At 68.8% G+C, this 24667-nt stretch carries 25 protein-coding genes; 10 read left to right on the top strand and 15 right to left on the bottom strand.

Annotated features, from left to right (window positions below):
• From GQ56_RS0116795 to flgB, 9 genes are all read right to left on the bottom strand, one after another.
• The coding region (locus tag GQ56_RS0116795) for a rod-binding protein (RefSeq protein WP_031399757.1) at positions 1-351 on the bottom strand (351 nt) is incomplete at its 3' end.
• A complete protein-coding gene (locus tag GQ56_RS0116790; protein WP_031399756.1) occupies positions 352-1530 on the bottom strand; it encodes a flagellar basal body P-ring protein FlgI in 1179 nt (392 codons plus the stop codon). It abuts the gene before it with no gap.
• Between the two features lie 5 nt (positions 1531-1535).
• Positions 1536-2225 carry a flagellar basal body L-ring protein FlgH gene (gene flgH, locus GQ56_RS0116785; RefSeq protein ID WP_031399755.1) on the bottom strand — a complete coding sequence of 230 codons (690 nt, stop codon included), beginning with the start codon at positions 2223-2225 and terminating at the stop codon, positions 1536-1538.
• A gap of 21 nt (positions 2226-2246) precedes the next feature.
• Positions 2247-3035: a flagellar basal-body rod protein FlgG gene (gene flgG, locus GQ56_RS0116780; protein WP_031399754.1), complete on the bottom strand. Its 789-nt coding sequence runs from the start codon at positions 3033-3035 to the stop codon at positions 2247-2249.
• Positions 3036-3069: 34 nt separating this feature from the next.
• Positions 3070-3828 carry a flagellar basal-body rod protein FlgF gene (gene flgF / locus GQ56_RS0116775; protein ID WP_031399753.1) on the bottom strand — a complete coding sequence of 253 codons (759 nt, stop codon included), beginning with the start codon at positions 3826-3828 and terminating at the stop codon, positions 3070-3072.
• Positions 3829-3847: 19 nt separating this feature from the next.
• Positions 3848-5089, bottom strand: a complete 1242-nt coding sequence (flgE, locus tag GQ56_RS0116770) for a flagellar hook protein FlgE (RefSeq protein WP_031399752.1) — start codon at positions 5087-5089, stop codon at positions 3848-3850.
• 27 nt (positions 5090-5116) lie between these two features.
• Positions 5117-5908 (bottom strand): flagellar hook assembly protein FlgD, encoded by a 792-nt coding sequence (locus GQ56_RS0116765; RefSeq protein WP_031399751.1) that lies wholly within the window; start codon positions 5906-5908, stop codon positions 5117-5119.
• Between the two features lie 55 nt (positions 5909-5963).
• Positions 5964-6389, bottom strand: coding sequence for a flagellar basal body rod protein FlgC (gene flgC / locus GQ56_RS0116760; protein ID WP_031399750.1), 426 nt, complete (start codon positions 6387-6389; stop codon positions 5964-5966).
• A gap of 46 nt (positions 6390-6435) precedes the next feature.
• Positions 6436-6924, bottom strand: a complete 489-nt coding sequence (flgB, locus tag GQ56_RS0116755; RefSeq protein ID WP_031399749.1) for a flagellar basal body rod protein FlgB — start codon at positions 6922-6924, stop codon at positions 6436-6438.
• Positions 6925-7128: 204 nt separating this feature from the next.
• Between flgB and flgA the strand changes: the two genes are divergently transcribed.
• From flgA to GQ56_RS0116735, 4 genes are all read left to right on the top strand, one after another.
• The gene (gene flgA / locus GQ56_RS0116750; protein WP_031399748.1) at positions 7129-8334 is read left to right on the top strand and encodes a flagellar basal body P-ring formation chaperone FlgA; all 1206 of its coding nucleotides are present in this window, start codon (positions 7129-7131) and stop codon (positions 8332-8334) included.
• A 118-nt stretch (positions 8335-8452) separates the two neighbouring features.
• A complete protein-coding gene (flgM, locus tag GQ56_RS0116745; protein WP_031399747.1) occupies positions 8453-8782 on the top strand; it encodes a flagellar biosynthesis anti-sigma factor FlgM in 330 nt (109 codons plus the stop codon).
• Positions 8783-8854: 72 nt separating this feature from the next.
• Positions 8855-9295 (top strand): flagella synthesis protein FlgN, encoded by a 441-nt coding sequence (locus GQ56_RS0116740; protein WP_031399746.1) that lies wholly within the window; start codon positions 8855-8857, stop codon positions 9293-9295.
• 149 nt (positions 9296-9444) lie between these two features.
• The gene (locus tag GQ56_RS0116735; protein ID WP_031399745.1) at positions 9445-10788 is read left to right on the top strand and encodes an SGNH/GDSL hydrolase family protein; all 1344 of its coding nucleotides are present in this window, start codon (positions 9445-9447) and stop codon (positions 10786-10788) included.
• Between the two features lie 19 nt (positions 10789-10807).
• Here GQ56_RS0116735 and GQ56_RS0116730 read toward each other — a convergent pair whose 3' ends face one another.
• Positions 10808-12658, bottom strand: a complete 1851-nt coding sequence (locus GQ56_RS0116730) for a M24 family metallopeptidase (protein ID WP_031399744.1) — start codon at positions 12656-12658, stop codon at positions 10808-10810.
• A gap of 357 nt (positions 12659-13015) precedes the next feature.
• Here GQ56_RS0116730 and GQ56_RS0116725 point away from each other — a divergent pair, with 357 nt between their 5' ends.
• Positions 13016-13792 carry a helix-turn-helix domain-containing protein gene (locus GQ56_RS0116725; RefSeq protein WP_031399743.1) on the top strand — a complete coding sequence of 259 codons (777 nt, stop codon included), beginning with the start codon at positions 13016-13018 and terminating at the stop codon, positions 13790-13792.
• A 36-nt stretch (positions 13793-13828) separates the two neighbouring features.
• Here GQ56_RS0116725 and GQ56_RS0116720 read toward each other — a convergent pair whose 3' ends face one another.
• The 4 genes from GQ56_RS0116720 to GQ56_RS0116705 form a co-directional block, all read right to left on the bottom strand.
• A complete protein-coding gene (locus GQ56_RS0116720) occupies positions 13829-15070 on the bottom strand; it encodes a multifunctional CCA addition/repair protein (RefSeq protein ID WP_031399742.1) in 1242 nt (413 codons plus the stop codon).
• Positions 15067-15714: a glutathione S-transferase family protein gene (locus GQ56_RS0116715; RefSeq protein ID WP_031399741.1), complete on the bottom strand. Its 648-nt coding sequence runs from the start codon at positions 15712-15714 to the stop codon at positions 15067-15069. Before GQ56_RS0116715 ends, GQ56_RS0116720 begins: the two co-directional genes overlap by 4 nt.
• A gap of 64 nt (positions 15715-15778) precedes the next feature.
• On the bottom strand, positions 15779-16741 hold the full coding sequence (locus GQ56_RS0116710) for a complex I NDUFA9 subunit family protein (RefSeq protein WP_031399740.1): 963 nt from the start codon (positions 16739-16741) through the stop codon (positions 15779-15781).
• 343 nt (positions 16742-17084) lie between these two features.
• The gene (locus GQ56_RS0116705) at positions 17085-19037 is read right to left on the bottom strand and encodes a lytic transglycosylase domain-containing protein (protein ID WP_031399739.1); all 1953 of its coding nucleotides are present in this window, start codon (positions 19035-19037) and stop codon (positions 17085-17087) included.
• An 8-nt stretch (positions 19038-19045) separates the two neighbouring features.
• Between GQ56_RS0116705 and GQ56_RS0116700 the strand changes: the two genes are divergently transcribed.
• Positions 19046-19651, top strand: a complete 606-nt coding sequence (locus tag GQ56_RS0116700; protein ID WP_052007266.1) for a 5-formyltetrahydrofolate cyclo-ligase — start codon at positions 19046-19048, stop codon at positions 19649-19651.
• A gap of 71 nt (positions 19652-19722) precedes the next feature.
• Here the strand turns inward: GQ56_RS0116700 and GQ56_RS0116695 are convergent, their stop codons facing one another.
• Positions 19723-20235 (bottom strand): winged helix DNA-binding protein, encoded by a 513-nt coding sequence (locus tag GQ56_RS0116695; RefSeq protein WP_031399737.1) that lies wholly within the window; start codon positions 20233-20235, stop codon positions 19723-19725.
• A 148-nt stretch (positions 20236-20383) separates the two neighbouring features.
• Here GQ56_RS0116695 and pxpB point away from each other — a divergent pair, with 148 nt between their 5' ends.
• From pxpB to GQ56_RS45890, 4 genes are all read left to right on the top strand, one after another.
• Positions 20384-21040 carry a 5-oxoprolinase subunit PxpB gene (gene pxpB, locus GQ56_RS0116690; protein ID WP_031399736.1) on the top strand — a complete coding sequence of 219 codons (657 nt, stop codon included), beginning with the start codon at positions 20384-20386 and terminating at the stop codon, positions 21038-21040.
• Complete coding sequence (locus GQ56_RS0116685) at positions 21037-22104, top strand: 5-oxoprolinase subunit C family protein (protein ID WP_031399735.1); 1068 nt, start codon at positions 21037-21039, stop codon at positions 22102-22104. The genes pxpB and GQ56_RS0116685 overlap by 4 nt, the downstream gene beginning before the upstream one ends.
• Before the next feature lie 55 nt (positions 22105-22159).
• Positions 22160-22924, top strand: coding sequence for a 5-oxoprolinase subunit PxpA (pxpA, locus tag GQ56_RS0116680; protein ID WP_031399734.1), 765 nt, complete (start codon positions 22160-22162; stop codon positions 22922-22924).
• A gap of 638 nt (positions 22925-23562) precedes the next feature.
• The gene (locus tag GQ56_RS45890) at positions 23563-23829 is read left to right on the top strand and encodes a hypothetical protein (protein WP_031399733.1); all 267 of its coding nucleotides are present in this window, start codon (positions 23563-23565) and stop codon (positions 23827-23829) included.
• The last annotated feature ends 838 nt before the right edge of the window (positions 23830-24667 follow it).

Genomic DNA, 24667 nt, shown 5'->3' with positions numbered 1-24667 from the left:
ACCGTCGGCCGCCGTGTCGCTGCCCGCCCCCTGCCCCGCATTGCGCAGCAGCTGCTTCATCAGCGCGTCGGCGACGCCGATCCCGCGCTTCGACATCTGCTGCGCGAGCTGCTGGTCGAGCATCGACGTGTACATCTTCGACGTATGCGAATCGAACAGGCCGCCGTCCGGCGACGCGTCGCGCATGCTCTTGAGCATCATCTGCGTAAACATCGCGTCGAACTGGCCCGCAACCGCCTTCGCGCCGGCCTGCGGCGACTGCTTCGCCTGCGCGCGCAGCGCGTCGAAACCCTGCACGTCGAGCGCGAAGCGCTGTGTGAGGTCGTTCGAGTTCGGGAGAGTGGCTGCCATTTAGATGATCTCCAGATCGGCGCGCAGCGCGCCGGCCGCCTTCATCGCCTGCAGGATCGACATCAGGTCCGCGGGCGTCGCGCCGAGCGTGTTCAGCGCCTTCACGACGTCGGCGAGATTCGCGCCGGCCGTCACCATCTTCAGCGCGCCGTTGTCCTGCTTGAGCTGGATCTGCGACTGCTGCGCCACCACCGTCTGCCCGTTCGAGAACGGCCCCGGCTGCGACACGACCGGCTGCGTGTTGACGACGACCGACAGGTTGCCGTGCGCGACCGCGCAGCTCTGCAGCGTGACCATCTGGTTCATCACGATCGAGCCGGTGCGCGCGTTCAGGATCACCTTCGCCGCGGCCTTGTCCGGGCTCACGTCGAGATTCTGCAGCCGCGCCATGAACGCAACCTGCTGCGCCGAGTCGGCCGGCGCCGCGAGCTGGATCGTGCGGCCGTCGAGCGCCGTCGCCGTGCCCGCGCCGAAGCTCGCGTTGACCGCCGACACGATCCGCTGCGCGGTGCCGTAGTCCATGTCGTTCAGTTGCAGCTGCAGCACGCCGTTCATCTGCGCGATCGCGTTCGGCACCGCACGCTCGACGATCGCGCCGCCGACGATCCGGCCGGCCGCGAGCTGGTTCACCTGCACGCGGCTGCCGTTGGCGCTCGCACCCGCGCCGCCGACCGCCATGTTGCCCTGCGCGAGCGCATAGACCTGGCCGTCCGCGCCCTTGAGCGGCGTCAGCAGCAGCGTGCCGCCGCGCAGGCTCTTCGCGTTGCCGAGCGACGACACCGTGACGTCGAGCGCCTCGCCGGGCCGCGCGAACGGCGGCAGCGTGGCGGTCACCATCACGGCCGCGACGTTCTTCAACTGCATGTTGTTCAGCGACGACGTGCCGCCGTTGGCCGAACCGTTGTTGATCGAGATGCCGAGGTTCGCGAGCATGTTCGCGAGCGTCTGCGTCGTGAACGGCGTCTGCATCGTCTGGTCGCCCGTGCCGTCGAGACCGACAACGAGGCCATAGCCGATCAGCGGGTTGTCGCGCACGCCCTGGATCTGCGCGAGATCCTTCAGGCGCTCCGCCTGCGCGGGCGCCGCGCCGAACAGGCAGGCCACGGCCGCGAACGCGACGGCGAGCCGCGCGGCGGCCTGCACGCGGGCCGACAGCCGGTTGAACAGGGTCGTCTGCATCGTCATCACCACGGCGCGATGTTGAGGAAGAAGCGCTGCAGCCAGCCCATCGTCTCGGCTTCGTTGATGTAGCCCTTCGCCGAGTATTCGATCTTCGCGTCGGCGACCTGCGTCGAGTAGACCGAGTTCGCGCCCGAGATCGTGTTCGGGTTCACGACGCCCGAGAACCGCACGAATTCGTTGCCCTGGTTGATCAGCATCTGCTTCTCGCCGCTGACCACCAGGTTGCCGTTCGGCAGCACGTTGGTGACGGTCACCGTGATCGTGCCGTTGAACGTGTTCGCCGCGCTCGCGCCGCCGGTCGCGGCGAACTTGTTGTCGCCGGTCGCCGACAGGTTCGCCTTCGCGAACAGGCCGCCTAGGAAGCCGGCCGTCGGCACGTTGAAGTCGGTGTTGCCCTGCCGGTTCGTGTTCGCGCCCGACGACTTGGTCGCGTTGATGTTCTCCGCGATCATGATCGTCAGGATGTCGCCGACGTTGCGCGGCCGCTGATCCTCGAACAACGGCCGGCCCGCATAACCGGGGTTGTAGATCGAGCCGGGCGCCTGCATCGACACCGGCCTCGGCGGCTGCGCCGTCATCGGCTGCTGGATGATCGGATCGTGCGGAATCTGCGCGCAACCGGCGAATGCCGCCACCGCGAGCACGCAGACGGTGCGAACGGGGGCGAACGGGAGGAGGCGAACCTGCTTCATGGCGACGACGGGACTTTCCGGTTAGCTCTTCATCTGCGTGACGGTCTGCAGCATCTGGTCGGACGTCGTCACGGCCTTGCTGTTGATCTCGTAGGCACGCTGCGTCTGGATCATGTTGACGAGCTCCTGCACCACGTTCACGTTCGACGCTTCGACGTAGGTCTGGTTGAGCGTGCCGGCGCCGTTCAGGCCCGGCTGCGACACGTTCGGCGCGCCCGACGACGTGGTTTCCGCGAACAGGTTCTCGCCCTTTGCCTCGAGGCCGGCCGGGTTGATGAAGGTCGCGATCTGCAGCGAGCCGATCTGCACCGAGTTGGTCGAGCCCGGCTGCGTGATCGACACGACGCCGTCCTTGCCGATCGTCAGCGACGTCGCGTTCTGCGGGATCGTGATCGCCGGCAGGATCTGGTAGCCGCTCGACGTGACGAGCTGGCCCTGCGCGTTGGTCTGGAACGAGCCGTCGCGCGTGTACGCGTTCGTGCCGTCCGGCATCAGCACCTGAAAGAAGCCCGCGCCGTTGATCGCGACGTCCTTCGCGTTGCCGGTCTGCGTGAGGCTGCCCTGCGTGTACAGCCGCTCGGTCGCGACCTGCTGCACGCCGGTGCCGAGCTGCAGGCCCGACGGCAGTTCGGTCTGCTGCGTCGAGTTCGCGCCCGGCTGGCGGATGGTCTGGTACAGCAGATCCTCGAACACCGCGCGCGAGGCCTTGAAGCCGTTCGTGCTGGTGTTCGCGAGGTTGTTCGAAATCACGTCCATCTGCGCCTGCTGCGCATTCATGCCGGTGGCGGCGATGTAGAGCGAACGGTTCACTTGTCGATTCTCCTGCTAGGGCTGGCGTGGACGCTCAGCTGAAATTGAGCAGCTGGTTCGCCGACTGCTCGTTCTGGTCGGCCGTCTGGATCAGCTTCGACTGAAGCTGGAACGCGCGCGCGTTGTCGATCATCGCGACCATCGCGGTCACCGGATTGACGTTGCTGCCTTCGAGCGAGTTCGGCGTGACGACCACGTTCGCGTCGGCGTCGGCCGGATTGCCGTCGGCGGTGCGGAACAACCCGTCGTTGCCGCGCGTGAGCGTGGCCGGATCGGGATTGACGAGCTTCATCTGGTCGACGATCGCGACCGCCGTCGGCGGGTCGCCCGGCATCAGCGCGGACACCGTGCCGTCCTTGCCGATCGTCACTTCCGCGTTCGGCGGCACCGAGATCGGGCCGCCGTTGCCGATCACCGGCAGGTTGCTCGCGTTGACGAGCTGGCCGTTCTCGTCGACGTGCAGGTTGCCGGCGCGCGTGTACGCCTCGTTGCCGTCGGCGGTCTGCACCGACAGCCAGCCGGGGCCCTGCACGGCGACGTCGAGCGGATTGCCGGTGCGCGTGACCGGACCCGGCGCGAAATCCGCGCCGGGCGTCGACGCGAGCACGTAGGTGCGCGTCGTCGTCGGGTCGATGTTGCTGCCGTCGCCGAAGTTCATCGGCACCGCGCGATACGTCGCGAGCTGCGCGCGAAAGCCCGTCGTCGATGCGTTCGCGAGGTTGTTCGCGACGATCGCCTGCTGGTCGAGCGACTGCGACGCGCCCGTCATCGCCGTGTAGATCAGTCGGTCCATGGCTGCCGGTTATCCGCGCTTAAAGGTTCATGAGCGTCTGGTCGACGGTCTGCTGCGTCTTGATCGTCTGCGCGTTCGCCTGGTAGTTGCGCTGCGCGGTGATCAGGTTGACGAGCTCCGACGTGAGGTCGACGTTCGAGTTCTCGAGCGCGCTGCCCTGCAGCGTGCCGTGGTTCGTGCTGCCCGGCGCCGAGATCTGCGGCACGCCCGACGCGGCGGTTTCCGCATACTGGTTGCCGCCGAGGTTCACCAGCCCGTTCGGGTTGTTGAAGTTCGCGAGCACGATCTGGCCGAGCACGGCGGTCTGGCCGTTCGAGTAGTTGCCGGTCAGCTTGCCGTCGGTGCCGATCGTGTAGGTCGTCAGCGTGCCGCTCGCGTAGCCGTCCTGCGCGAGGTTGTTCACGCCGTCCTTGCCGCCATACTGCGTCGTGCCGGTCAGGTTGAGCGTGAGGTTCTGCGGCGTCGCCGAGCCGTCGGTGTTCGGCACGGTGAACTGGAACTCGCCGAGCGATGTGGTCGGCGTCGGCGGCGTGCCCGTCGTCGTGCTCTGGATCGCGCCCGACGAATTGAACGTGACCGTGCCGAGATCGGTGGTGCTGCCGCCCTGGACGCCCGCGTACGCTTCCCACGTACCGGACGTCGACTTCACGAAGTACATGTTGACCGCCTGCGAACCGCCCAGCGAGTCGTATACCTGGATCGACGTCGAGTAGTTGTAGGTCGTGTTGTCGGTCGCGCTGAACGGCGTCTTGGTCGGCACCGTGTCCTGCGAGTTCAGGTTGAACTGCGCGGAAATCGTGGTCGTCGCGGTGGGCGCGATGTTGGTCGTCGGCGCCTGCAGCGGCACGGTCTGCGCGGTGTTGATCACGCCGTTGCCGTTGGCCGCGTAACCCATCAGGTTCATGCCCTGCGAGTTGATGATGTAGCCGTTCTTGTCGCGCTGGAACGTACCGTCACGCGAATACGTGATCGAGCCGTTGTTCGACATCTGGAAGAAGCCGTTGCCGTTGATCGCGACGTCGAGCGACGAGCTCGTCGTGTTGATCGTGCCCTGGCTGAAGTTCTGCGCCACCGAATTCAGCTGCGTGCCGATCCCGATCTGCGAATCGGACGACGTCGCGACCGAGTTCGCGTACATGTCGGCGAACTCCGCGGTGCTCGACTTGAAGCCGGTCGTGTTCGCGTTCGCGATGTTGTTGCCGATCACGTCGAGCGCGTTCGATGCGCCGGCGAGGCCGCTCAGACCCTGTTGATAACCCATTTCGGTCTCCGTTGCGAGAAAGCTCGATCAGTTGCTGGTGGTGGTGCCGGACGAGGACGTGGACGACGAAGCCGTCGTCGACGAAGAAGCCGGCGTGGACGACGCGGTGCTCGGGTAGATCGACGCGACCTGGGTCAGCCCCACCGTCGTGCCGTTCGCCAGCACGAGCCCCGCCGAGCCGTCCGCCTGCTTGATCACGCTCTGCACCTGCGAGGTCGCGAGCGTCGTGGCGGGTTGCGGCGTGCCGTTGCTGTCGACGTACGATGCGCTGATGGTGTACTTGCCGTCCGGCAGCGGGTTGCCCGACGAGTCGGTCGCCTTCCAGGTGAGCGGCACGGTGCCGGCCGACTGCGCACCCGCGTTGATCGTGTTCACGACGGTGCCCGACGAGTTCTTCACGGTGACCGTCAGGTTCGACACCGCGCTCGACAGCGTCACGCCGAACGGCGACGCCACGCCGTTCTTCACCGCGACCGAGCTTCCCGGCGCCAGCACGTTGGTGCCGATCAGCATCGCGGCCTGCGTCTGCTGGCCGGCCGCGAGCTGCGTCGACAGCGACGTGAGCGACGTGTTCAGCTGCGCGATGCCGCTCACCGTGTTGATCTGCGCGAGCTGCGACGTCATCTGCGAGCTGTCGACCGGGCTGGTCGGGTCCTGGTTCTGCAGCTGCGTGACGAGCAGCTTCAGGAACGTCGCCTGCAGGTCGCTCGCCGACGTGCCGTTGGTCGACGACACGTTGTTGGTATTCATCGTGTCGGTCGGCAGGTTGGACACGGTCGTGCCGTTGCTGCCGATCGTCGTGCTGGAGGAGGAGGTCATCCTGGGTAGCCTTCTGTCGAAACTGTCGGGTCTGTAAGGTCGGTCGGCGCGCGGCTTACGAGCCGATCGTCAACGTCTTGAGCATCAGCGTCTTCGCCGTGTTCAGCGTCTCGACGTTGGCCTGGTACGAGCGCGACGCCGAAATCATGTTCACCATCTCCTGCACCGGATCGACGTTCGGCATCTGCACGTAGCCGTTCGCGTCGGCGGCCGGGTTCGCCGGGTCGTAGGTCGACTTCATCGGCGACGGGTCGTCGACCACCCGGGTCACTCGCACGCCGCCCACGCCCTGGCCGGACGCGGTGCGCGCGCCGCCGATCGGGTCGGTCGCGAACACGACCTGCTTGGCCTTGTACGGCTTGCCGTCGGGGCCCGTCGCGCTGTCGGCGTTCGCGAGGTTCGACGCGGTGACGTTCAGGCGCTGCGACTGCGCGGACAGCGCCGAGCCGGCAACGCCGAAGATGTTCATCAACGAGGGCATGGAAGCTCCTTTTGCTCGGATACGGATTCGGAGGCGGTGCGCGCCGTCACTGGTTGGTCGTGATCGCGGCGATCATCGACTTGATCTGCTGGGTCATCACGGTCAGCCCGGTCTGGTAATGCAGCGCGTTGTTCGCGAACTGCACGCGCTCGACGTCGAGATCGACCGTGTTGCCGTCGAGCGACGGCTGCAGCGGCATCCGGTACGCGGCGCGACCGTAATCGTCCGACGGGCCGCCCGTCGGGATCAGCTTCACGGTGCCGGCCATGTGGCCCGCCGCCGTCGACACCATCGACATGCCGCTCGTCACGCCGGCGGGCTGCGTCATCGGCAGTTGCGCGGCGTTGCTCGGCGCAAGGCCGCCGCCCGTCTGCTTCAGCGAGCGCGCGAGCGTCGACGCGAAATCGACGTCGCGGGCCTCGTAGCCGGGCGTGTCGGCGTTCGCGATGTTCGACGAAAGCAGTTCCTGCCGGTAGGCGCGCACGTCGAGCGCCTGTCGGCCGAACGCAAATTCCGCATCGAGTTTGTCCAGCATGTGTGCGTCTCTCCGTATGAAGCGCTGCACGCCCCTCACGCCGGATGGCGACCCGAGAGGCTTTTTTCCATGACAGCGATGGTAGGCGTCGCGCGCAACCGGCAATCGGGCGAATAACGCGGCAAAGCCCCCCTCTATTCATCGTTTGCGCGACCGCCCCGCTCCCTAGAATGCGAAGCGGAGCAACGAATCGGGGGCACGGCGATGACTGGCAGCGCACTTCGCGGAAGGAACGGGCGGCTTACGCACGTCCGGCGTGCGTTTGCGCTCGTCGCGGCGCTGTGGATCGCCGCGCCGGCCGCGCACGCGGACGACGGGATGATCGTGATTCCGGGACGCGGCGAGACGGCCGAAACCGCGCTCGCGCACGCCAACGCGGCGAGCGGCGGGCAATTCGGCGGCACGGCCGCGCCGGGTGCGGGCCTCGCGCCCGACGCGGGTCGCGCGGCCAGCGGCGCGGTGGCCGGCGCCGGCGCATCCGGCAGCGGCTACGCGGCGCAGCCGGCCGGCACGATGGTCGTGACGACCGTCCCGCCGCCGGTCGCCGCACCGGCCCCGGCCTACGCGGCCGCCGCCCGCGCCGGGTATGGCGCCCCGCGCACCGCCGACCGCGACACGGTCGCGACGGTCGTCGCCGGCACGGCCGAACCCGCATCGAATCCGGCACGGCGGGCACCGCAACCGTCGCCCGCGGCACGCCTGGCGGCCACCCGCGCCGCGCCGCGCCCGATCGCGGCGTCCGCCACCCCGGCAACGGCTGCCGCGGCCCAGCCCGCGACGCCGCCCGGCCAGCAGGATCCCGACACGATCCGCCGCGCGGCCCTCACATTCCTGCAGCAGCAGATCGCCGGCCTGCCCGGCAAGCCCACCGCGACGGTCACGAACGCGTTTCCGCGCGGGCTCGCCACGTGCACGACGCTCGAACCGTTCCTGCCGACCGGCGCGCGCCTGTGGGGCCGCACGACGGTCGGCGTGCGCTGCGCGGGCGAACGGCCGTGGACCGTCTACCTGCAGGCCAAGGTCACCGTGCAGGCCACCTATTACGTCGCCGCGCGCCAGATCGCGCCCGGCGAGCCGCTGACCGCGGCCGACCTGGTCGCACGCGACGGCGACCTGACGGTGTTGCCGCTCGCGGTGATCACCGACCCGGCGCAGGCGATCGGCTCGACCCCGCTCGCCCGCATCTCGGCCGGGCTGCCGCTGCGGCAGGACATGCTGAAGAGCGCCGCGTCGGTGTCGGCCGGCCAGACGGTGCGGGTCGTCGCGGCCGGCCCCGGTTTCACGATCTCGGCCGAGGGCAGCGCGCTGGCGAATGCGGCGCCGGGCCAGTCGGTACGGGTGCGGATGGCGGCGGGCCAGATCGTCACGGCGATCGTCAAGGACGCCGGCACCGTGGAGATTCCGTTATAGGGACGGATAGCGCCGCAAGAATGTAAAGAATTGTTTATTCGGAGAATTCCAGGCTCGCGATGCTAAAGTTCGGGCCGGCCCGGCCGTTATCTGGGTCAAACCGAACAGGAAACCCATCGTGAAGATCGATTCCACTCCGAACCCGAGCCCCGTGGCGCCGACCGGCAACGGCGCGACCCGTGCGCCTTCCGGCACGGCCCAGTCGTCCGCGCAGGCGGCCGATGCCGGATCGACCGGCGGCGATTCGACCGTGAACCTGTCGGGTCTGTCCGGCCAGTTGCGTTCGGCATCCGCGTCGGGCAGCGCCGATATCGACTCGGGCCTGGTCCAGTCGATCAAGGATGCGCTGAACAACGGCACGTTGACGATCGACGCGAACAAGATCGCCGACGGCGTATTGAATACCGCCCGCGAGCTGCTGCAGCAACAGCGCCCGCAGGGCAGCTGATCCGGCCTCGCGGCCGGCCCCCGGTTTGCCGGCGCGCCGAACCCCGTGCGCCGGCGCGACGAGCATGACGCGATGAGAGAAGAGCTGCTGGCCACGGTCAACGACGAACACGCGACGGTCGAAGCGTTCGCGTCCCTGCTCGCCTACGAGGAAAAGGCGCTGACGACGGCCCAGCCGCTCGCGATGCTGCCGGGGATCGTCGAAAAGAAAAGCGAGCTGATCGACCGGCTCGCGCAGCTCGAACGCACGCGCGACACGCAGCTTTCCGCGCTCGGCTTTCCGTCCGGCAAGAAGGGGATGGACCAGGCCGCCGAACGCGACGCCCGCCTCGCCGGCCGCTGGCAACTGCTGCAGCAGGCCGCCGAACGCGCGCGCCAGGCCAATGCGAACAACGGCATGCTGATCCGGATCCGGATGGACTACAACGAGCGCGCGCTCGCGGTACTGCGCTCGACGCCCGCACCGGCCGGCGTCTACGGCCCCGACGGCCGCGTGTCCGCACTCACGCGCTGACCGGCCGGCGGCACGCCCGCCGCCCCTTGCCGCCACGCGGCATTTCACGTTTCGACAGACCGGGCCCAAGCCCGGCATCCACGGTCCCTTCCGATACACGGCCGCGCCACCGCGCCGCCGTCCAGTCACAACAATCAGAAGAGGGCCGCATGCCATATTTCCGCATTCCCGCGTCATCCCGCATTGCCACCGTTTCCGCCGTCGTCGCGCTGGCGCTCCCCGCCGCGCACGCCGCGGCCCCCGCGCCGCTGCCCACGCCGACGGGCGACATGTCGCTGTCGCCGGGCGGCCCCGACGTCGTGCCGCCGGCCGCGTCGAGCGCGTCCGCCGCCACGCCGCGCGCGGCGCGCCGCGGCACCGACACCTACACGTACCTGCGCTGCTGGTACCGGATCGATCCGGATCCGCTGAAGCCGGCCGCGACCTACGAGTGGGCGCGCGACCCCGCCGCCGGCGACTGGTATCGCGTGCCCGGCTACTGGTGGGCGGACGGCATCACGCAGTGGAAGAACATGTTCTACAGCACGACGGCGCAAGAGACGCTCGCCGACGTGTGCCGCAAGACGCTCGCCGCGAAAGGCATCCGGGCCGACCTCACGCAGGCGGTCGCGGCCAACAACGCGCTGTCGTTCAACTACACGGTGTGGACGCTCGATGCCGCGCAGCAGGATGCGCGCGTCAACAAGCTGATCGTGTTCGGCGACAGCCTGTCCGACACCCAGAACATGTTCAACGCGAGCCAGTGGAAGCTGCCGAACGGCACGAGCTGGCATGCGGGACGCTTCAGCAACGGCCCGGTGTGGGCCGAGTATCTGGCGAACGCACTGCAGTTGCCGCTCTACAACTGGGCGATCGGCGGCGCGGCGACCGACCAGCACCTCGTCGTGCCGGGCCTCGTGCAGCAGATCGACTCGTGGCGCGAATACATGGAGCGCGCGCCGGACTACCGGCCGGCCAACACGCTGTTCGCGGTGTTCGCGGGCGGCAACGATCTCGTGAACTACGGGCGCTCGCCGGAGCAGGCGGCGAATGCGGTGCGCGACAGCCTCGAGCGGCTTGCCGCGGCCGGCGCGACGCGGATCATGCTCGTCACGCTGCCGGACGTGTCGCGCGCGCCGGTGTTCGCCACCCGCACCGACACGGCGAGCGTCGCCGCGCAGGTCAAGGACTACAACCGGCGCCTGGTCGACGCGGCCGCCGCGCTGCGCGCCCGCTACGGCGCGACGCTGCGGCTCGAGGTCTTCGACGCGTACGCGCCGTTCGACGACCTGCTGAGCCACCCGGCCCGCTACGGCTTCGACGACGCGCAGCTCGCCTGCCTCGACATTCCGAAGCCGTCGTCGCTCACCTACCTGAGCGCACAGACGCCGCGGGCGGACTGCCGCGATCCGGCGCGCTTCGTGTTCTGGGACACGCTGCACCCGACGACCCGCACGCACGCCTGGCTCGCCGGGCAGATCGCGCCGTTCGTGCGCACGCGCCTGCTGAACTGATCGGCGCGGGCGGCTGCGCTCACAGCAGCGGACACGCGGTGACCTGCGTGCCGCGCTCCACGCACAGCCGCTCGTAGTCGCGCAGGTAGGCGCGCTCGTCGTCGTCGAGCAGGTCGAGATCGATCAGGTCCCAGTCGTAGCCGACCGTCACGATGTTCTCGAACGTCACCGTGCCGGGCCGGGCCTCGTCCGGCCGGACGATCACGATATTCTCGATCCGCACGCCGCCCTTGCCCGGCAGGTAGATGCCCGGCTCGACCGAAATCACCGCGTTCGGCACCAGCCCGTACTTCGAGCCCGGCGCGAACCGCACGCCGCCCTCGTGCACGTGAATCCCGACGCCGTGCCCGGTGCCGTGACCGAAATCGTGGCCGTGGTCGCGGCACACCTGCCGCACGAGCGCGTCGACCTCGCCGCCCGTCGCCGTGTCGGGGAAGCGCGCGACGAGCCCCTTGATGCAGGCCTTCAGCGCGACCGTGTAGATCTCGCGCTGCCACGGCTGCGCAACCGTGTCCGGGTGCGTACGGCGCAGCACGACCCGCGTGCAGTCCGTCGCGAAGCCGGCTTCGTAATAGGCGCCGCTGTCGAGCAGCACGAGTTCGCCCTCCGTCAGCTCGACGTCGGCGCTCGCGGCCGTGTAGTGCGCGAAGGCGCTGTTCGCGCCGTTCGCCGCGATCGACGGGAACGTCAGCGCGACCGCCGAGCGTGCGCCATAGGCGTCGTTGATCGCGCGCGCCAGGTCGTATTCGGTGTGACGCACGCCCGGCTCGCCGGTCTTCGCCCAGCGCATCGTCTCGGCGATCGCCGCGGAACTGCGGGCGAACGCGTCGCGGAACCGGTCGAGCACGGCCGGCGTCTTGCCGGCCCGCATCGCCTCGACCGGGTTGAAGTCCGCGTGCCGCGCCTGCGGCCACACGCGGCGCACCACATCGACGAGCGCGCAGTTCACCGATTCGAAGCCGTAACACACGTGCTCGACCGCGAACGGCGCGAGAAAGCGCTCGAGCGCCGCGACATCGCGCCGGATCACGTGCAGCGCCGGATACGACGCGAGCGTGACCTCGCAGCCATCGCAGCCTTCCGGCAGGAACAGCGCGACCTGGTCGCCGACCGCGAACAGGAAGCCGAGGTGCGACGACGCATTCGGGATGTGATAGCCGCGGCTGTTCAGTAGGTACGCCAGATCGTCCGACGCACAGGTGAAGAATGCGGTCCTGCCGTCGGCCGCGCCGGTGTGCGCGGCCAGCTTGCGGTTCAGCGCGTCGAGGTTCTGCGCGACGCTCAGGCCCGTCATCGATTCCGGCAGCTCGAAGATCGGCCGCTCGACCACCCAGCCCGGCAGCGCGATCGCGCGATCGATCTCGCGATCGGCGAGGCTCGTCCAGTCGAGCGACGCGGCCTGCGTCTGCGCGAACAGCCGATCGCGCTGCGCGACGCTGATCCGCCGCGCGTCGTAGCCGACCCGCGCGAACCGGCTCGCGTGCGCGACCAGCCAGTCGGCCATCGCCTGCCAGATCGTCTCGTTCATCCCGAGCTTCTCGAGGCGCACCCGCGCCGGATCGCACTGCTGCTCGGCCTGCAGGTGATAGCGGCCGTCGACGAACAGCACGAACGGCGGCAGATCGAGCGCCTGCGCGGTCGCCGCGCCGAGGAAGATCCCGCAGCCGGCCGAGCCGTCGAACCCCGACAGCGCGTAGCGCGGGTTGTTGGCGAGCGGCAGGTACTCGGTGACGTATTCGTCCTGCGACGTGACCACGACCGCGTCGAGCCGCGCGGCGTCGAGCAGGCGCGACAGGCCGGCCTGCGTGTCGCCGACGGACGCGTCGTACTGGGGAAGGCCGGAGAAGCTGTATTTCAGTCGATCGATCATCGAATGCCCACTATTCATTGTTGTCGGCGGCCGGCGGCGCGGCGCGTCGCATGCCCGACGCGCCACGGCGCCGCTGCGCGGACGATGCGCGACACGGCCGTGCCGCCGTGTCGCTCCCGCAGCAGGCCCTGGGGGGAAATTTTGGTCTCACTTAACTTTTTTTGATGCGCGCGACAGAATCTAGAGCACCCTGAAATTGAGGTCAAGCCAAAATTTTCGTGGGGCTAAAATCGGCGCGCGACGCGCGCATCCCGGCACAGCCTCAATTCGTCCGTTGACCCTGCGCGGTACAATGCGCCGGCATCGTCGCCCCCGCGCTCACGCTCGCCTCCCGACTCGTTGCCACGAAAGAGATTCATGGATTCAGACATCATGCGTATCGGCCAGCACATTCGCCGCCTGCGCCGGGAAGCGAAGAAAACGCTGCTGGAAGTCGCGACCGAAGCGAAGCTGTCGGTCGGGTTCCTGTCCCAGGTCGAGCGCCATCTCACGGGCATCTCGCTGTCGTCGCTCGCCAACGTCGCGAAAGCGCTGGACGTGCCGCTCGGCGCGCTGATCGACCAGCCGCGCCAGGCGCAGCCCGATTCGCACGAGGGCAGCCGCAAGCCGTACGCGCTCGACGCCGCGTCGCAGTGGTACGAGCGGCTCTCCACCTCGTTCGACGGCAGCCAGATCAACGCGCTCAAGGTGCAGATGATGGAAGGCTACCGTTCGGAATGGGTGTCGCACGGCGGCGACGAGTTCGTGTACGTGCTGGCCGGCCGCATCAGCTACACGATCGGCAAGAAGGACTACCCGCTGTCGCCCGGCGATTCGCTGCACTTCGACGCACGCAAGCGGCATCGCGTCGCCAACGTTGGCGACGGGCCCGCCGAACTGATCGCGGTCAGCACGCAGCCGCTGTTCGACGACACTTGCGCCGGATTCGGGTCCGCCAGGAAGAAAGCCAGGCTGCCCGCGCAGGGCGAGCCTCGCGTGAGCCGCCGCGCGCCGGCGCCGAAGCGCGGCGAGCGCGGCCTCGACGCCGACGCGGCGCGACCGGCCAACGCGGCGGCACGGAAGCCGGCCGCCAGGTCGCGCGCATCCGCCCAGCGCCCGCCGGCCGCCACCCCGGCACGCAAAAGGAAGTCGTAACGGCTGGCGGGGCGTCCGCCCCGCCGCGCTGCCCCGCTATTCGCCGATTTCGAGCGCCTGCGCGACGGCCTGGATCCGTGCGCGATGCACGGCGTCCTTGATCTTCTCCGCGTCGTTGCCGATGCCGCGCGCGATCGCGCCGGCATCGACGCTGCGCGCGGCCGCGAGCGCGACGCGCAGCCGCTCGGCCTGCGGATACGGCTGCGTGTCGAGCCCCAGCCGCCCGCGCGCATCCGATTCGCACGCCTGCACCATCTCGGCGAAACGCGCCGGCTTGCGCAGCGCGTCGCTGCGCTCGAAAAGCCGCACCAGTGCGGCCGCGCCCATCTCCATCACGCGATGCAGGTTGCCGTGCTCGCGCGCCACCACCAGCGCGAGGTCGCGGCATTCGTTCGGCACGCGCAGCCGTTCGCACAGCGGCTTGAGCAGGTCGACGCTGCGGCCCTCGTGGCCGATGTGGCGCGGCAGCACGTCGGCGGGCGTCGTCGCCTTGCCGAGATCGTGCGTGAGCGCCGCGAAGCGCACCGGCAGCGAGTAGCCCTGCTTCGCCGCATGGTCGACGACCATCATCACGTGCACGCCCGTGTCGACCTCCGGGTGGTAGTCGGCGCGCTGCGGCACGCCCCACAGCGCATCGACCTCGGGCAGGATGCGCGCGAGCGCACCGCACGCGCGCAGCACCGCGAACATCCGCGACGGCTTCGCCTCCATCAGCCCGCGCGCGATCTCCTGCCACACCCGCTCGGGCACGAGCGCGTCGACCTCGCCCGCGTCGACCATCCGCCGCATCAGCGCGAGCGTCTCGTCCGCCACCGTGAAATCCGCGAACCGCGCGGCAAAGCGCGCGATCCGCAGGATCCGCACCGGATCCTCGACGAACGCGTCGCTCACGTGCCGGAACACACGCGCGCGCAGGTCGGCCTGCCCGTCGAACGGATCGATCACGGGCCCGACCAGCGTGCCCTCCGGGCTCACCTCGCGCGCCATCGCGTTGATCGTCAGGTCGCGCCGCGCGAGATCCTCGTCGAGCGTCACGTCCGGCGCGTAATGAAACTGGAAGCCGTGATAGCCGGCCGCCGTCTTGCGCTCGGTGCGCGCCAGCGCGTATTCCTCCTGCGTCCGCGGATGCAGGAACACCGGAAAATCCTTGCCGACCGGCCGGAAGCCCTGCGCGGCCATCTGTTCGGGGGTCGCGCCCACCACCACGTAGTCGCGGTCCTGCACCGGCACGCCGAGCAATTCGTCGCGGATCGCTCCGCCTACTGCATAGATGTTCATGGGGTCGGCTCGTACTCGGCAATCACGGCGGTTTCACCGCGCGCGGCATCGATCCACCGCTGCACGGCCGGCAGCGCCGTCACGCGCGCCGCATAGCCGGCCGCTTCCGGCGACAGGCCCGGCGCATAGGTATTGAAGCGCATCACGACGGGCGCATACATCGCATCGGCGATCCCGAACTCGCCGAACAGGAACGGTCCGCCCGACGCCTCGAGGCACGCGCTCCACAGCGCGTCGATGCGCGCGACGTCGGCGAGCGCCTCGGGCGTCGCGCCGCGCCCCGGCAGCGACGCGCGCACGTTCATGCCCATCTGCGTGCGCAGCGCCGCGAAGCCCGAATGCATCTCGGCCGAGATGCAGCGCGCATGCACGCGCTCGAGCGGATCGGCCGGCCACAACGGGAACTGCGGATAGCGCTCGGCGAGCGTCTCCGCGATCGCTAGCGAATCCCAGATCGCCAGGCCTTGGTCGTCGACCAGGCACGGCACCTTGCCGGACGGCGAATATTCGTGGATGCGCGCGGCCGTGTCGGCGCAGTGCAGGTCGACCGCGATCTCGTCGAACGGGATGCCGAAATGCGCGAGCAGCAGCCATGGACGCATCGACCACGACGAGTAGTTCTTGTTTCCGATGACGAGCTTCATGATGGTGTTCCGGAAAACGCGGAGGTGAAAGAAAACGCGCGCAACGGCGGCGCTCCGCGGCAGCCTAGCGGCGGCGCGAGCGGAACCATTCGAACCGCGACCGCTGCGCGGCGGTGCCGAGGTACGCGGGCGCGACGCTTTCGAGGCTCGCCGGCGCGATCCCGAGTTCCGGCGCGAGCGGCCCCGACAGCACGTTCGGCACCGACATCGTCGCGAGATTGTCGCGCGTGAGCACCGGCTCGCCGGGCAGGCATTCGAACACGCTCGCCTGCAGCCGCGCGAGCGCGTCGGGCAGCCGCACGATGCGCGCCTGCCGGCCGACCAGCGTGCCGCAATAGCGCACCAGCTGCTCGAGCGTGTAGACGGTCGGGCCGCCCAGTTCGTAGGTCTTGCCGTACGCGGCCGCGAGATCGAGCGTATTGACGAACGCGCGCACGACGTCGCCGACGAACACCGGCTGGAAGCGCGCGTCGGGCATCGCGAGCGGCAGCACGGGCACCGTGCGCTGCAGGTTCGCGAACGTGTTGAGGAACGCATCGCCGGGGCCGAACACGACCGACGGGCGGAAGATCGTCAGCGCGAGCGAATCGGTCGCCGCGATCGCATGCAGCGCCGCCTCGCCGTCTCCCTTCGAGCGCTGGTACATGCTCGCGCCGCGCGAATCGGCGCCAAGCGCGCTCATGTGCAGCACGCGCCGCACGCCGACCTCGGTGCACGCGGTCGCGAGCGCGGCCGGCAGCGTGACGTGCGCGCGCTCGAAGCCGGGGCCGTACGGCGTGCCGCGGCCGCCGTGCAGCACGCCGACCAGGTTGATCGCCGCATGCGAGCCGGCGACGAAGCGCGCGAGCGTACGCGTGTCGAGCGCGTCGAGCTCGACGATCTCGATCGGCAGCATCTGCAGGTGACGCGCGTGCTCGTGCCGCCGCGTACCGATCCGTACCTGCTTGCCGGCGTCGATCAGTGCACTGACGAGCCGGCTGCCGATGAAGCCGGTGCCACCCAGCAGCGCGACGGTCTGGCGATCCATGTTCGTGACTCCAAGAGCCTGTTCACGCCGATGACGGACTGGCGACCGTGCGTGGCCGGCCGTCCCCCGGGGGACCAGCGACGCGCGACGCCGCCATGCGGCCGGCAACGCGCGTTCCCGTGACCAGGAAAAATCGTAAATGGGGCGGGCCGCCCGAAGGGCCGGCCGCCGCGTCATGCGCGTCGCGGATACGTCGCGCATTCGCGTCGCCCCGCAGCGGCGCCCGGCTGCCGTCGCCGTCCTTGCGCGCGGCCCTTCCGGCGGCCGACGCAAGGACACGGCCGGCGTGAGCGCGCCCTCGATCAGGCTGCCGCGTCTCGCGCGGCCGCGTGAAGATCGCCGGTCAGGGCGAGATCATGCCCAGGCGTCTCTTCAGCGACTGCGGTTTGCCCTCGAAGAGCGCCGCGTAATAAACGGTGTTCGACAGCACGTTCTTCACGTAGTCGCGCGTCTCGTTGAACGGGATCGTCTCCGCGAAGATCGCGCCTTCGACCGGCTGCGTCAACACCTGGCGCCACTGGCGCGGCCGGCCCGGGCCCGCGTTGTAGCCTGCCGTGGCGAGCACCGGCGAACTGTCGAAGTTGTTGTAGATGTCGGCCAGATACCAGGTGCCGAGCTGCACGTTGGTATCGATGTCGTGCATCTGCGCGCGCGAGATCGTGCCGAGGCCGAGCTTCTTCGCGACCATCTGCGCGGTGGCCGGCATCAGCTGCATCAGGCCGCCCGCGCCCACCGACGAGCGCGCGCTCGTGATGAAGCGCGACTCCTGGCGGATCAGGCCGTACGCCCATTCGGTGTCGAGCCCCGTCGACTGCGCGTAGCGCTCGACGATGTCGCGGTACGGCGACGGGTAGCGCAGCGTGAAATCGTGCTCGGCCTTCGTGCGGTCGGCCGTGTTGACCGTGCGGTCGAGCAGGTCGACACGCTTGCCGTACTCGGCGGCCGCGAGCAGCTGGCGGTCGGTCATCCCGCGCAGCGGCCAGTTCCATTCGCGGTTGCCTTCGAGCCGCAGGTTCAGCGCATAGAAGCGCTGCGCGAGCGCGAAGCCCGGAATCTTGCTCATCGCGTCGATCTCGGCGTCGCTCACCTTCGTGCGCGGCGGGATCGTCGTGCGCTGGCCGAGCTCTTCGCCGGCGAGCTGCCCGTAGAAGTTGAACTGCCCCGCGACCTGCTCGAATTCCTGGTTCGCCTGCAGCGTGTCGCCGCTCTGCTTGAGCGCGCGGGCATGCCAGTAGATCCAGGCCGGATCGTCGCGCAGCGACGGCGGCATCTGCTCGATCGACCAGCGCACCATCGGCCAGTTGCCGGCGAGCAGCGCGGCGCGCGTGCGCCATTCGTAGCCCGGGTTCGACAGCGGCGCATTCGCGGATTTCGCGTACCAGACCGACGCGAGCGGCGAGCGCTTGATCGCGCCCTGGTAGCCGATCGCCCCCCACGCGATCGCCTGCTCCTGCTTGGTCAGCGACGCGGCGACCGAGGTCAGCGTCCCGGCCGCGGCGTCCGGATCGTTGCGCGCCATGCGGCCGAACGCGATCAGCGCGAGCTGGTGCGAGGCGGCGTCGGGGCCGATGCCGCGCGCGAGGTACAGCGGCGGCGCGCTGGTCGCCTGGTCGAAGCCGACCGGGCGCGGGCCCAGCGCATCGACGATCTTGCCGCCGAGCGTCGTGTAGTTCTGCTCGTACGCGAGGCGCGCCTGCTGCCACACGTCGTCGCTCGTGAACTGCTGGTTGACCGTCAGCGCGGTGATCAGGTCGACGCACGCGTCGCCGTAGTTCTTCGGCTCGACCAGCAGCGCGCGTGCGGCGTCGGCGACGTTCTCGCCGCGCGCCGCGCGCGATTCGAGCGCATAGCACTTGACCTGGGTATCGTCGTCGAGCACGAACCGCTTGTATTGATCGTCGAAGCTGCGCCAGTCGTGGCGCGCGCCGAGCACGAGCAGGTAGTCGTTGCGCAGGCGATCGGCGATTGCCTGGCCGTCGTAGCGCTGCAGGAACGACTGCACGGGCGCGTCCGGCGCATCGACGCGCGCGCGGCCGGTTGCATCGAACAACTGCGGCTTGATCTGGAAATACTCGACGTAGGACGGCACCGGATAGTTCGGGATCATCGACGCGAGCTGCGCGGCTTTCGCGGCGTCGTTGCGGCGCGCGGCCTCGCGCAGCTGCACGAAGACCTGGTCGTCCCCGGAGACCGTATCGTCGCTCGGCGCGGCGCACGCGGTCGTGCCCGTGACGAGCGCGGCGGCCGAAAGCGTCAGCGCGACCGCGCGATATACTCGGAAAAGGCTGTTCGACATCGTTTTGAATGGAGCGCGAAGTGAGCGAAAGCATAGCACGCAACCCTGTGCCGAACCCGAAGGTTGCGCTACGCAAAACGCTGTCCGGCGCACGTCGCGACGCCGCGTCGCAACCCGCCGCGAACGCCGCGCTCGACGCTCGCCTGCGCACGCTGCTCGAACGGCTCGCGCCGCGCACGGTCGGGTTTTACTGGCCGCTGCCGGGCGAATTCGATGCGCGCGCCGCCGTGCTCGCCTGGTGCGCGGCCGGTGCCGGCCGGCGCGCGGCGCTGCCCGTGATCGGCGAGCGGCACACGCCGCTCGCGTTCCATGCGTGGGACGCGCACACGCCGATGCGCGAAGGGCATCACCGGATTCCGGAACCGGCGTCGGGAATCGTCGTCGTGCCCGACCTGTTGCTGATTCCCTGTGTGGGATTCGATCCGCAGCGCTACCGGCTCGGCTACGGCGGCGGCTATTACGACCGCACGCTCGCCGCGTGGCCGGGCAATCTGCCCGTGACGGTCGGCATCGCCTACGAGGCGTGCCGCGTCGACGCGCTGCCGGCCGAGGCGCACGACCTCGCGCTGCGCTGGATCGTGACCGACGGCGCGCTCTACCCGGCCGCCGGATGATGCGGCGCGACGCGCCGCGGTCGCCGCACGTCCGTCAACGCATCGCCGCGCGACCGCCGCGGCGCGGCCGTCTACAGCGAGGCCGCCGCGCGCGCCGCCGTGTCGTACAGGCCCGAGGCGTGACGCAGCAGTTGCGCCGCGTCGCCGATCTGCTCGTTGGTGAGACCGCTGTCCTTCAGCGTCTCGATCAGACAGTGCTCGCGCACCTCGCGATATTTCAGGCACAGGTCGCGGCCCGCGTCGGTCGCGTAGAAGAATGCTTCCTTGCCGCTCTTCTCGCTCTTCACATAGCCGCGGGCGATCAGTTTTTTCAGCGCATAGGTCGCGACGTGCGTATCCTCGATATTGAGCACGAAGCAGATGTCGGCGAGCTTCTTCTTGCGTTCGCGATGGCTGACATGATGCAGCAGCGACACCTCGACCGCCGTCATGTCCTTCGCGCCGGCCGCCGACATGCAGCGCACCATCCAGCGGTTGAACGCGTTGCCGGCCATGATGAGCCCGTATTCGAGCTCCGACAGCTCCGCGCTCGAATCGGAAACGAGGTGTTCGGATGACACGATCTTGGTCGCAGGACGCTTCATGGAAAGGCGGCGCAAGCCGGATGACAGGGTGTGCCGAGTGTACGCCAGATGCCCCGGTATACGGGCTAGGCGAAAACGCTTATTGGTAAGTTATCGATATTTTATTGACAATGTGCGCTAACATTGCCGTCCGAACCGTGCCAGCCCGATGACGCAACCTCGCATTTATCCGCTCGGCGATGCCGCCCTCGTCTGCGAGGTGCCGCCGCCCGCCACGCTCGACTGCCAGCGCCGCGTCTGGGCCGTCGCCGAGGCCGCGCGCGCGTGGCCCGACGTGTTCGACGTCGTGCCGGGCATGAACAACCTGACGATCGTGTTCGATCCGCTCGCCACCACGGCCGAGTCGCTCACGCCGGCGCTGCGCGACGCGTGGGAAACGGCCGACGTCGAGCACGCGGACGGCCGCGAAGTCGAGATCCCGGTCGAATACGGCGGTGCGGCCGGCCCCGACCTGGCGGTCGTCGCCGCGCATACCGGCCTGTCGGCCGACGAGGTCGTCGCGCGCCATGCGGCCGGCGAATACGTCGTGTTCTTCGTCGGCTTCCAGCCCGGCTTCGCGTATCTCGGCGGCCTCGACCCCGCGCTGCACACGCCGCGCCGCGCGGCGCCGCGCCTCGAGGTGCCGGCCGGCTCGGTCGGCATCGGCGGCGCGCAGACGGGCCTCTACCCGGCCACGTCGCCCGGCGGCTGGCAACTGATCGGCCGCACGTCGCGCGTGCTGTTCGACCCGGCGCGGCCGCAGCCTACTCTGCTGCTGCCCGGCGACCGCGTACGCTTCACCATTGCCGGAGTCGACTCGCCATGACCCAGAGCACCGCAGCGGGCACCATCGAGGTCGTGCGGGCCGGCCCGCTGTCGACCGTGCAGGATCTCGGGCGCCGCGGCGCGCGCCATCTCGGCGTCGCGCAGGGCGGCGCGCTCGACGGCCTCGCGCTCGAGGTCGGCAACCGGCTGGTCGGCAACCGCCCCGACGCGGCGGCCGTCGAGATCACGATCGGCCCGGCCGCCTTCCGCTTCACCCGCGCCACCCGCATCGCGATCACCGGCACCGAGTTCGGCGCGACGCTCGACGGCCGGCGCGTCTATTCGTGGTGGAGCCTGCCGGTCGAGGCCGGACAGACGCTCGTGCTGCCTGCCGCGAAACGCGGGATGCGCGGCTACCTGTGCATCGCGGGCGGCATCGACGTCCTGCCGATGCTCGGCTCGCGCAGCACCGATCTCGCGTCGCGCTTCGGCGGCCTCGGCGGCCGCGCGCTGCGCGACGGCGATCGCCTGCCGGTCGGCGTGCTGGCGTCCAGCGCGGGCTGCCTCGCGGCCGATGCGCCCGAATTCGGCGTGAAGGCGCCGGCCTGGTGCGCGTTCGTGCGCGTCGACGAGCCGCCGCGCCGCCACCGCCCCGCGCATGCGCCGTGGGCGATGCCCGTGCGCGTGCTGCCGGGCCCCGACTACGCGTCGTTCGCCGCCGCGTCGCAGCAGGCGTTCTGGGACGAGGAATGGCTGGTCACGGCAAACAGCAACCGGATGGGCTATCGTCTTGCGGGTGTCGAACTCGTGCGCGAGCGGCCGGCCGAGCTGCTGTCGCACGCGGTGCTGCCCGGCACGATCCAGGTGCCGCCGAACGGCCAGCCGATCGTACTGATGCACGACGCGCAGACGACCGGCGGCTACCCGAAGATCGGCACGGTGATCCGTGCGGATCTGTGGAAACTCGCGCAGGCGCGGCTCAACCTGCCGATCCGCTTCGTGCGCACGACACCCGACGCCGCGCGCGCCGCCCTGACCGCAGAACGTGCCTATCTGCGGCAGATCGACGTCGCGATCGACCTGCGCGAGGAAGCGCGCCGCCGCGCAGACTCTCGCGCGGCGTGACAATGGCGCAAGCCGTACCGAATACGTGCCACGCAATCCGTGGACGAGGAACATCATGGAAATCGACCTGAACGCCGATCTCGGCGAAGGATGCGGATCTGACGAGGCGCTGCTCGACCTCGTCACGTCCGCGAACATCGCATGCGGGTGGCATGCGGGCGGCGCCAACGCGATGCGCGACTGCGTGCGCTGGGCCGTGCAGAAAGGCGTGTCGATCGGCGCGCACCCGAGCTTTCACGACCCGGAGAATTTCGGCCGCAAGGAAATGCAGTTGCCGGCCGGCGACATCTACGCGGGCGTGCTGTACCAGCTCGGCGCCCTGTCGGCGATCGCGCAGGCCGAGGGCGGACGCATCGCGCACGTGAAGCCGCACGGCGCGCTGTACAACCAGGCGGCACGCGACCCGATGATCGCCGATGCGGTGGTGTCCGCGATCCGCGATTTCGATCCGTCGCTCGCGGTGTTCGGGCTCGCGAACAGCGTGTTCGTCGCGGCCGCGCGGCATGCGGGGCTCGCCGCGGTGGAGGAAGTGTTCGCCGATCGCGGCTACCGCGCGGACGGCTCGCTCGTGCCGCGCAGCCAGCCCGGCGCGCTCGTCGACGACGAGGACGCGATGATCGCGCGCACGCTGGACATGGTGCGCAGCCGCCAGGTGCGCGCGGTCGGCGGCGAATGGGTGATGCTCAATGCGCAGACCGTCTGCCTGCACGGCGACGGGCCGCATGCGCTCGCATTCGCGAAACGGATTCGCGCCGCGCTCGAGGCGGTGGGCGTCGATGTCGTGGCGCCGGGGGTACTGCAGACGGACGGCGGGGCGTAAGCCTTCCCGCCGGCATGCAACTTCTTGACCGACGCGTTGCGCTTTTCGAGCGCAAGCCGCGTTGCCCTCATGCGTCGCGATAAACCGGGCACGCGACGCACCTTCAACGGCCTCCCGACTTCTCGCCTTCTCGCCGTGTCGAACGCGGCGGATTTCAACTGCCCGCCCTTAAGTCTCCTTGTCGGCCAGCGCCTTCATTCGAAACGCGTGACATTGCGACACATTTAAGACCTGTACAGAAAATCGATCCGCCGGAGCCGCGGAGAAGCTCGCGCACACACTTCGCCCACGTCACGGACCACCTGTCCCGAGATTGTCTCGAAAAAAGCGTGAGAAATTCCATATTTCCTGTTGATCGAGCCGCTGTTACGTTTGAGGCCGGGACAGTCGACCGGATAGGCCGATCGGCCTGCTCATATTCAGAGGAGGCCTGAATCATTCGGGTTCCGGCACAAAACGAAGCCAATCAGGCCAGCGGCGCGATTACCGGCACGCTCAATCCCAATCCGATCAATCTTGCCGAACCCGGCGGCGCCATCGCTCTCGGCGCGCTCGATGCAAACTGGTCAGGGGCAATCCTGGGCGGCTGAGTCGACTACCTTTCCCAAATCGCGATCGCCCATTCTTCGCATGGGCCAATGAAATTTCAATCCATGATTCATGCGGCAAGGAAATTTGCCAGATACGGCATCTTCATGGCGCCGCTTGCGCCTCGCTTTGACGGAGGATGGATTGGCATCCTGGTTGGCAGCGCAATCAGGGCGCTCGTTTTCGCCGCGGGATACGCGCTTCTGCTTTACGTGCTGAACAACTGGTCGCTCTTCAAGTGGAGTGCCGGGGCACTCTGTTTCCTCTTGTATGCGTTCTTGCAGGAAGCGATCACGCTCCGGGAAACGCACCGCTGAACGGCATCCAGCCGCTCGCTCGCGGCCATGAAATCCCGCATCCCGACAGACTCGCTGAAGCACTTCCAGACGCTGGCAGCGGAAAGTGTTGCACCGACGTTGCCTATCGCATGCGCGACGATCGGGTGCGCATCGACAACCAGCACCGGCAGGCGCTCGCTTCCTCCTGTCATCCGTCCACTCCGTTCGTGCACCGAGGCAAGACGTAGACGGTGCCATCGCGAGCACCTCGAAACCATCGTATGCCGTCCATTGCGCCGCCCCCGGGCGGCGCGGTGCAGACACGGCACGCCGCGCCGGTCCGATTCCGCCAAAGACGCCCGCAGGCTGCGAACGATTCGTGCCGGCGTGCCTGGCCAGCGAGGTGGAGATACCCGGGACATCGCGACGCAAGCGATCGCGAACGACACGCATCGGCGGCACAAAAGAAAAAAGCGCCCTCGTGGCGCTTTTCCGTTGGCGCAATCGCCGCGGCTTTGCCGTCTGTCGATTCGCCCCCCGAAACCGTCTTTCGACGGTGACCGGAAAAATCTTCCGGATTAAAAAACGTCCGCCGCCGCCCGATCACTACCTTCCCCGGTCAGACGACGGAACGTTGCTTATCTGCAAGTCGGCCCGCATGCATGTGTTGTTCGACGATGATTGGCCCCGCCGTGCATGCAGACACTCCGCGGCCGGCACGCGCTTCACGTGCCGGCGACGCTAACCCCGCGCTTATTTCTGCTACCCCGTAGAACTTATCTATTCTTTTCATTTTTTCAACTTGTGGGGTGAAGAATAGTTATTGGCGGATCGGGATGTCAATCGTTTTAAACGCGATTTTCCGACGATTCAAGGG

Origin of the sequence: Burkholderia paludis (assembly GCF_000732615.1) — a bacterium.
Lineage (GTDB): Bacteria > Pseudomonadota > Gammaproteobacteria > Burkholderiales > Burkholderiaceae > Burkholderia > Burkholderia paludis.
This window is presented reverse-complemented; position numbering and strand designations above follow the sequence as displayed.

What these genes read in the sequence shown, in the direction of transcription:
- GQ56_RS0116790 (WP_031399756.1), bottom strand. Translation starts at nt 1,530, where the DNA reads ATGCAGACGACCCTGTTCAACCGGCTGTCGGCCCGCGTGCAGGCCGCC.
- flgH (WP_031399755.1), bottom strand. Translation starts at nt 2,225, where the DNA reads ATGAAGCAGGTTCGCCTCCTCCCGTTCGCCCCCGTTCGCACCGTCTGC.
- flgF (WP_031399753.1), bottom strand. Translation starts at nt 3,828, where the DNA reads ATGGACCGACTGATCTACACGGCGATGACGGGCGCGTCGCAGTCGCTC.
- flgE (WP_031399752.1), bottom strand. Translation starts at nt 5,089, where the DNA reads ATGGGTTATCAACAGGGTCTGAGCGGCCTCGCCGGCGCATCGAACGCG.
- GQ56_RS0116765 (WP_031399751.1), bottom strand. Translation starts at nt 5,908, where the DNA reads ATGACCTCCTCCTCCAGCACGACGATCGGCAGCAACGGCACGACCGTG.
- flgC (WP_031399750.1), bottom strand. Translation starts at nt 6,389, where the DNA reads ATGCCCTCGTTGATGAACATCTTCGGCGTTGCCGGCTCGGCGCTGTCC.
- flgB (WP_031399749.1), bottom strand. Translation starts at nt 6,924, where the DNA reads ATGCTGGACAAACTCGATGCGGAATTTGCGTTCGGCCGACAGGCGCTC.
- flgA (WP_031399748.1), top strand. Translation starts at nt 7,129, where the DNA reads ATGACTGGCAGCGCACTTCGCGGAAGGAACGGGCGGCTTACGCACGTC.
- GQ56_RS0116740 (WP_031399746.1), top strand. Translation starts at nt 8,855, where the DNA reads ATGAGAGAAGAGCTGCTGGCCACGGTCAACGACGAACACGCGACGGTC.
- GQ56_RS0116735 (WP_031399745.1), top strand. Translation starts at nt 9,445, where the DNA reads ATGCCATATTTCCGCATTCCCGCGTCATCCCGCATTGCCACCGTTTCC.
- GQ56_RS0116730 (WP_031399744.1), bottom strand. Translation starts at nt 12,658, where the DNA reads ATGATCGATCGACTGAAATACAGCTTCTCCGGCCTTCCCCAGTACGAC.
- GQ56_RS0116725 (WP_031399743.1), top strand. Translation starts at nt 13,016, where the DNA reads ATGGATTCAGACATCATGCGTATCGGCCAGCACATTCGCCGCCTGCGC.
- GQ56_RS0116720 (WP_031399742.1), bottom strand. Translation starts at nt 15,070, where the DNA reads ATGAACATCTATGCAGTAGGCGGAGCGATCCGCGACGAATTGCTCGGC.
- GQ56_RS0116715 (WP_031399741.1), bottom strand. Translation starts at nt 15,714, where the DNA reads ATGAAGCTCGTCATCGGAAACAAGAACTACTCGTCGTGGTCGATGCGT.
- GQ56_RS0116710 (WP_031399740.1), bottom strand. Translation starts at nt 16,741, where the DNA reads ATGGATCGCCAGACCGTCGCGCTGCTGGGTGGCACCGGCTTCATCGGC.
- GQ56_RS0116705 (WP_031399739.1), bottom strand. Translation starts at nt 19,037, where the DNA reads ATGTCGAACAGCCTTTTCCGAGTATATCGCGCGGTCGCGCTGACGCTT.
- GQ56_RS0116700 (WP_052007266.1), top strand. Translation starts at nt 19,046, where the DNA reads ATGGAGCGCGAAGTGAGCGAAAGCATAGCACGCAACCCTGTGCCGAAC.
- GQ56_RS0116695 (WP_031399737.1), bottom strand. Translation starts at nt 20,235, where the DNA reads ATGAAGCGTCCTGCGACCAAGATCGTGTCATCCGAACACCTCGTTTCC.
- pxpB (WP_031399736.1), top strand. Translation starts at nt 20,384, where the DNA reads ATGACGCAACCTCGCATTTATCCGCTCGGCGATGCCGCCCTCGTCTGC.
- GQ56_RS0116685 (WP_031399735.1), top strand. Translation starts at nt 21,037, where the DNA reads ATGACCCAGAGCACCGCAGCGGGCACCATCGAGGTCGTGCGGGCCGGC.
- pxpA (WP_031399734.1), top strand. Translation starts at nt 22,160, where the DNA reads ATGGAAATCGACCTGAACGCCGATCTCGGCGAAGGATGCGGATCTGAC.
- GQ56_RS45890 (WP_031399733.1), top strand. Translation starts at nt 23,563, where the DNA reads ATGAAATTTCAATCCATGATTCATGCGGCAAGGAAATTTGCCAGATAC.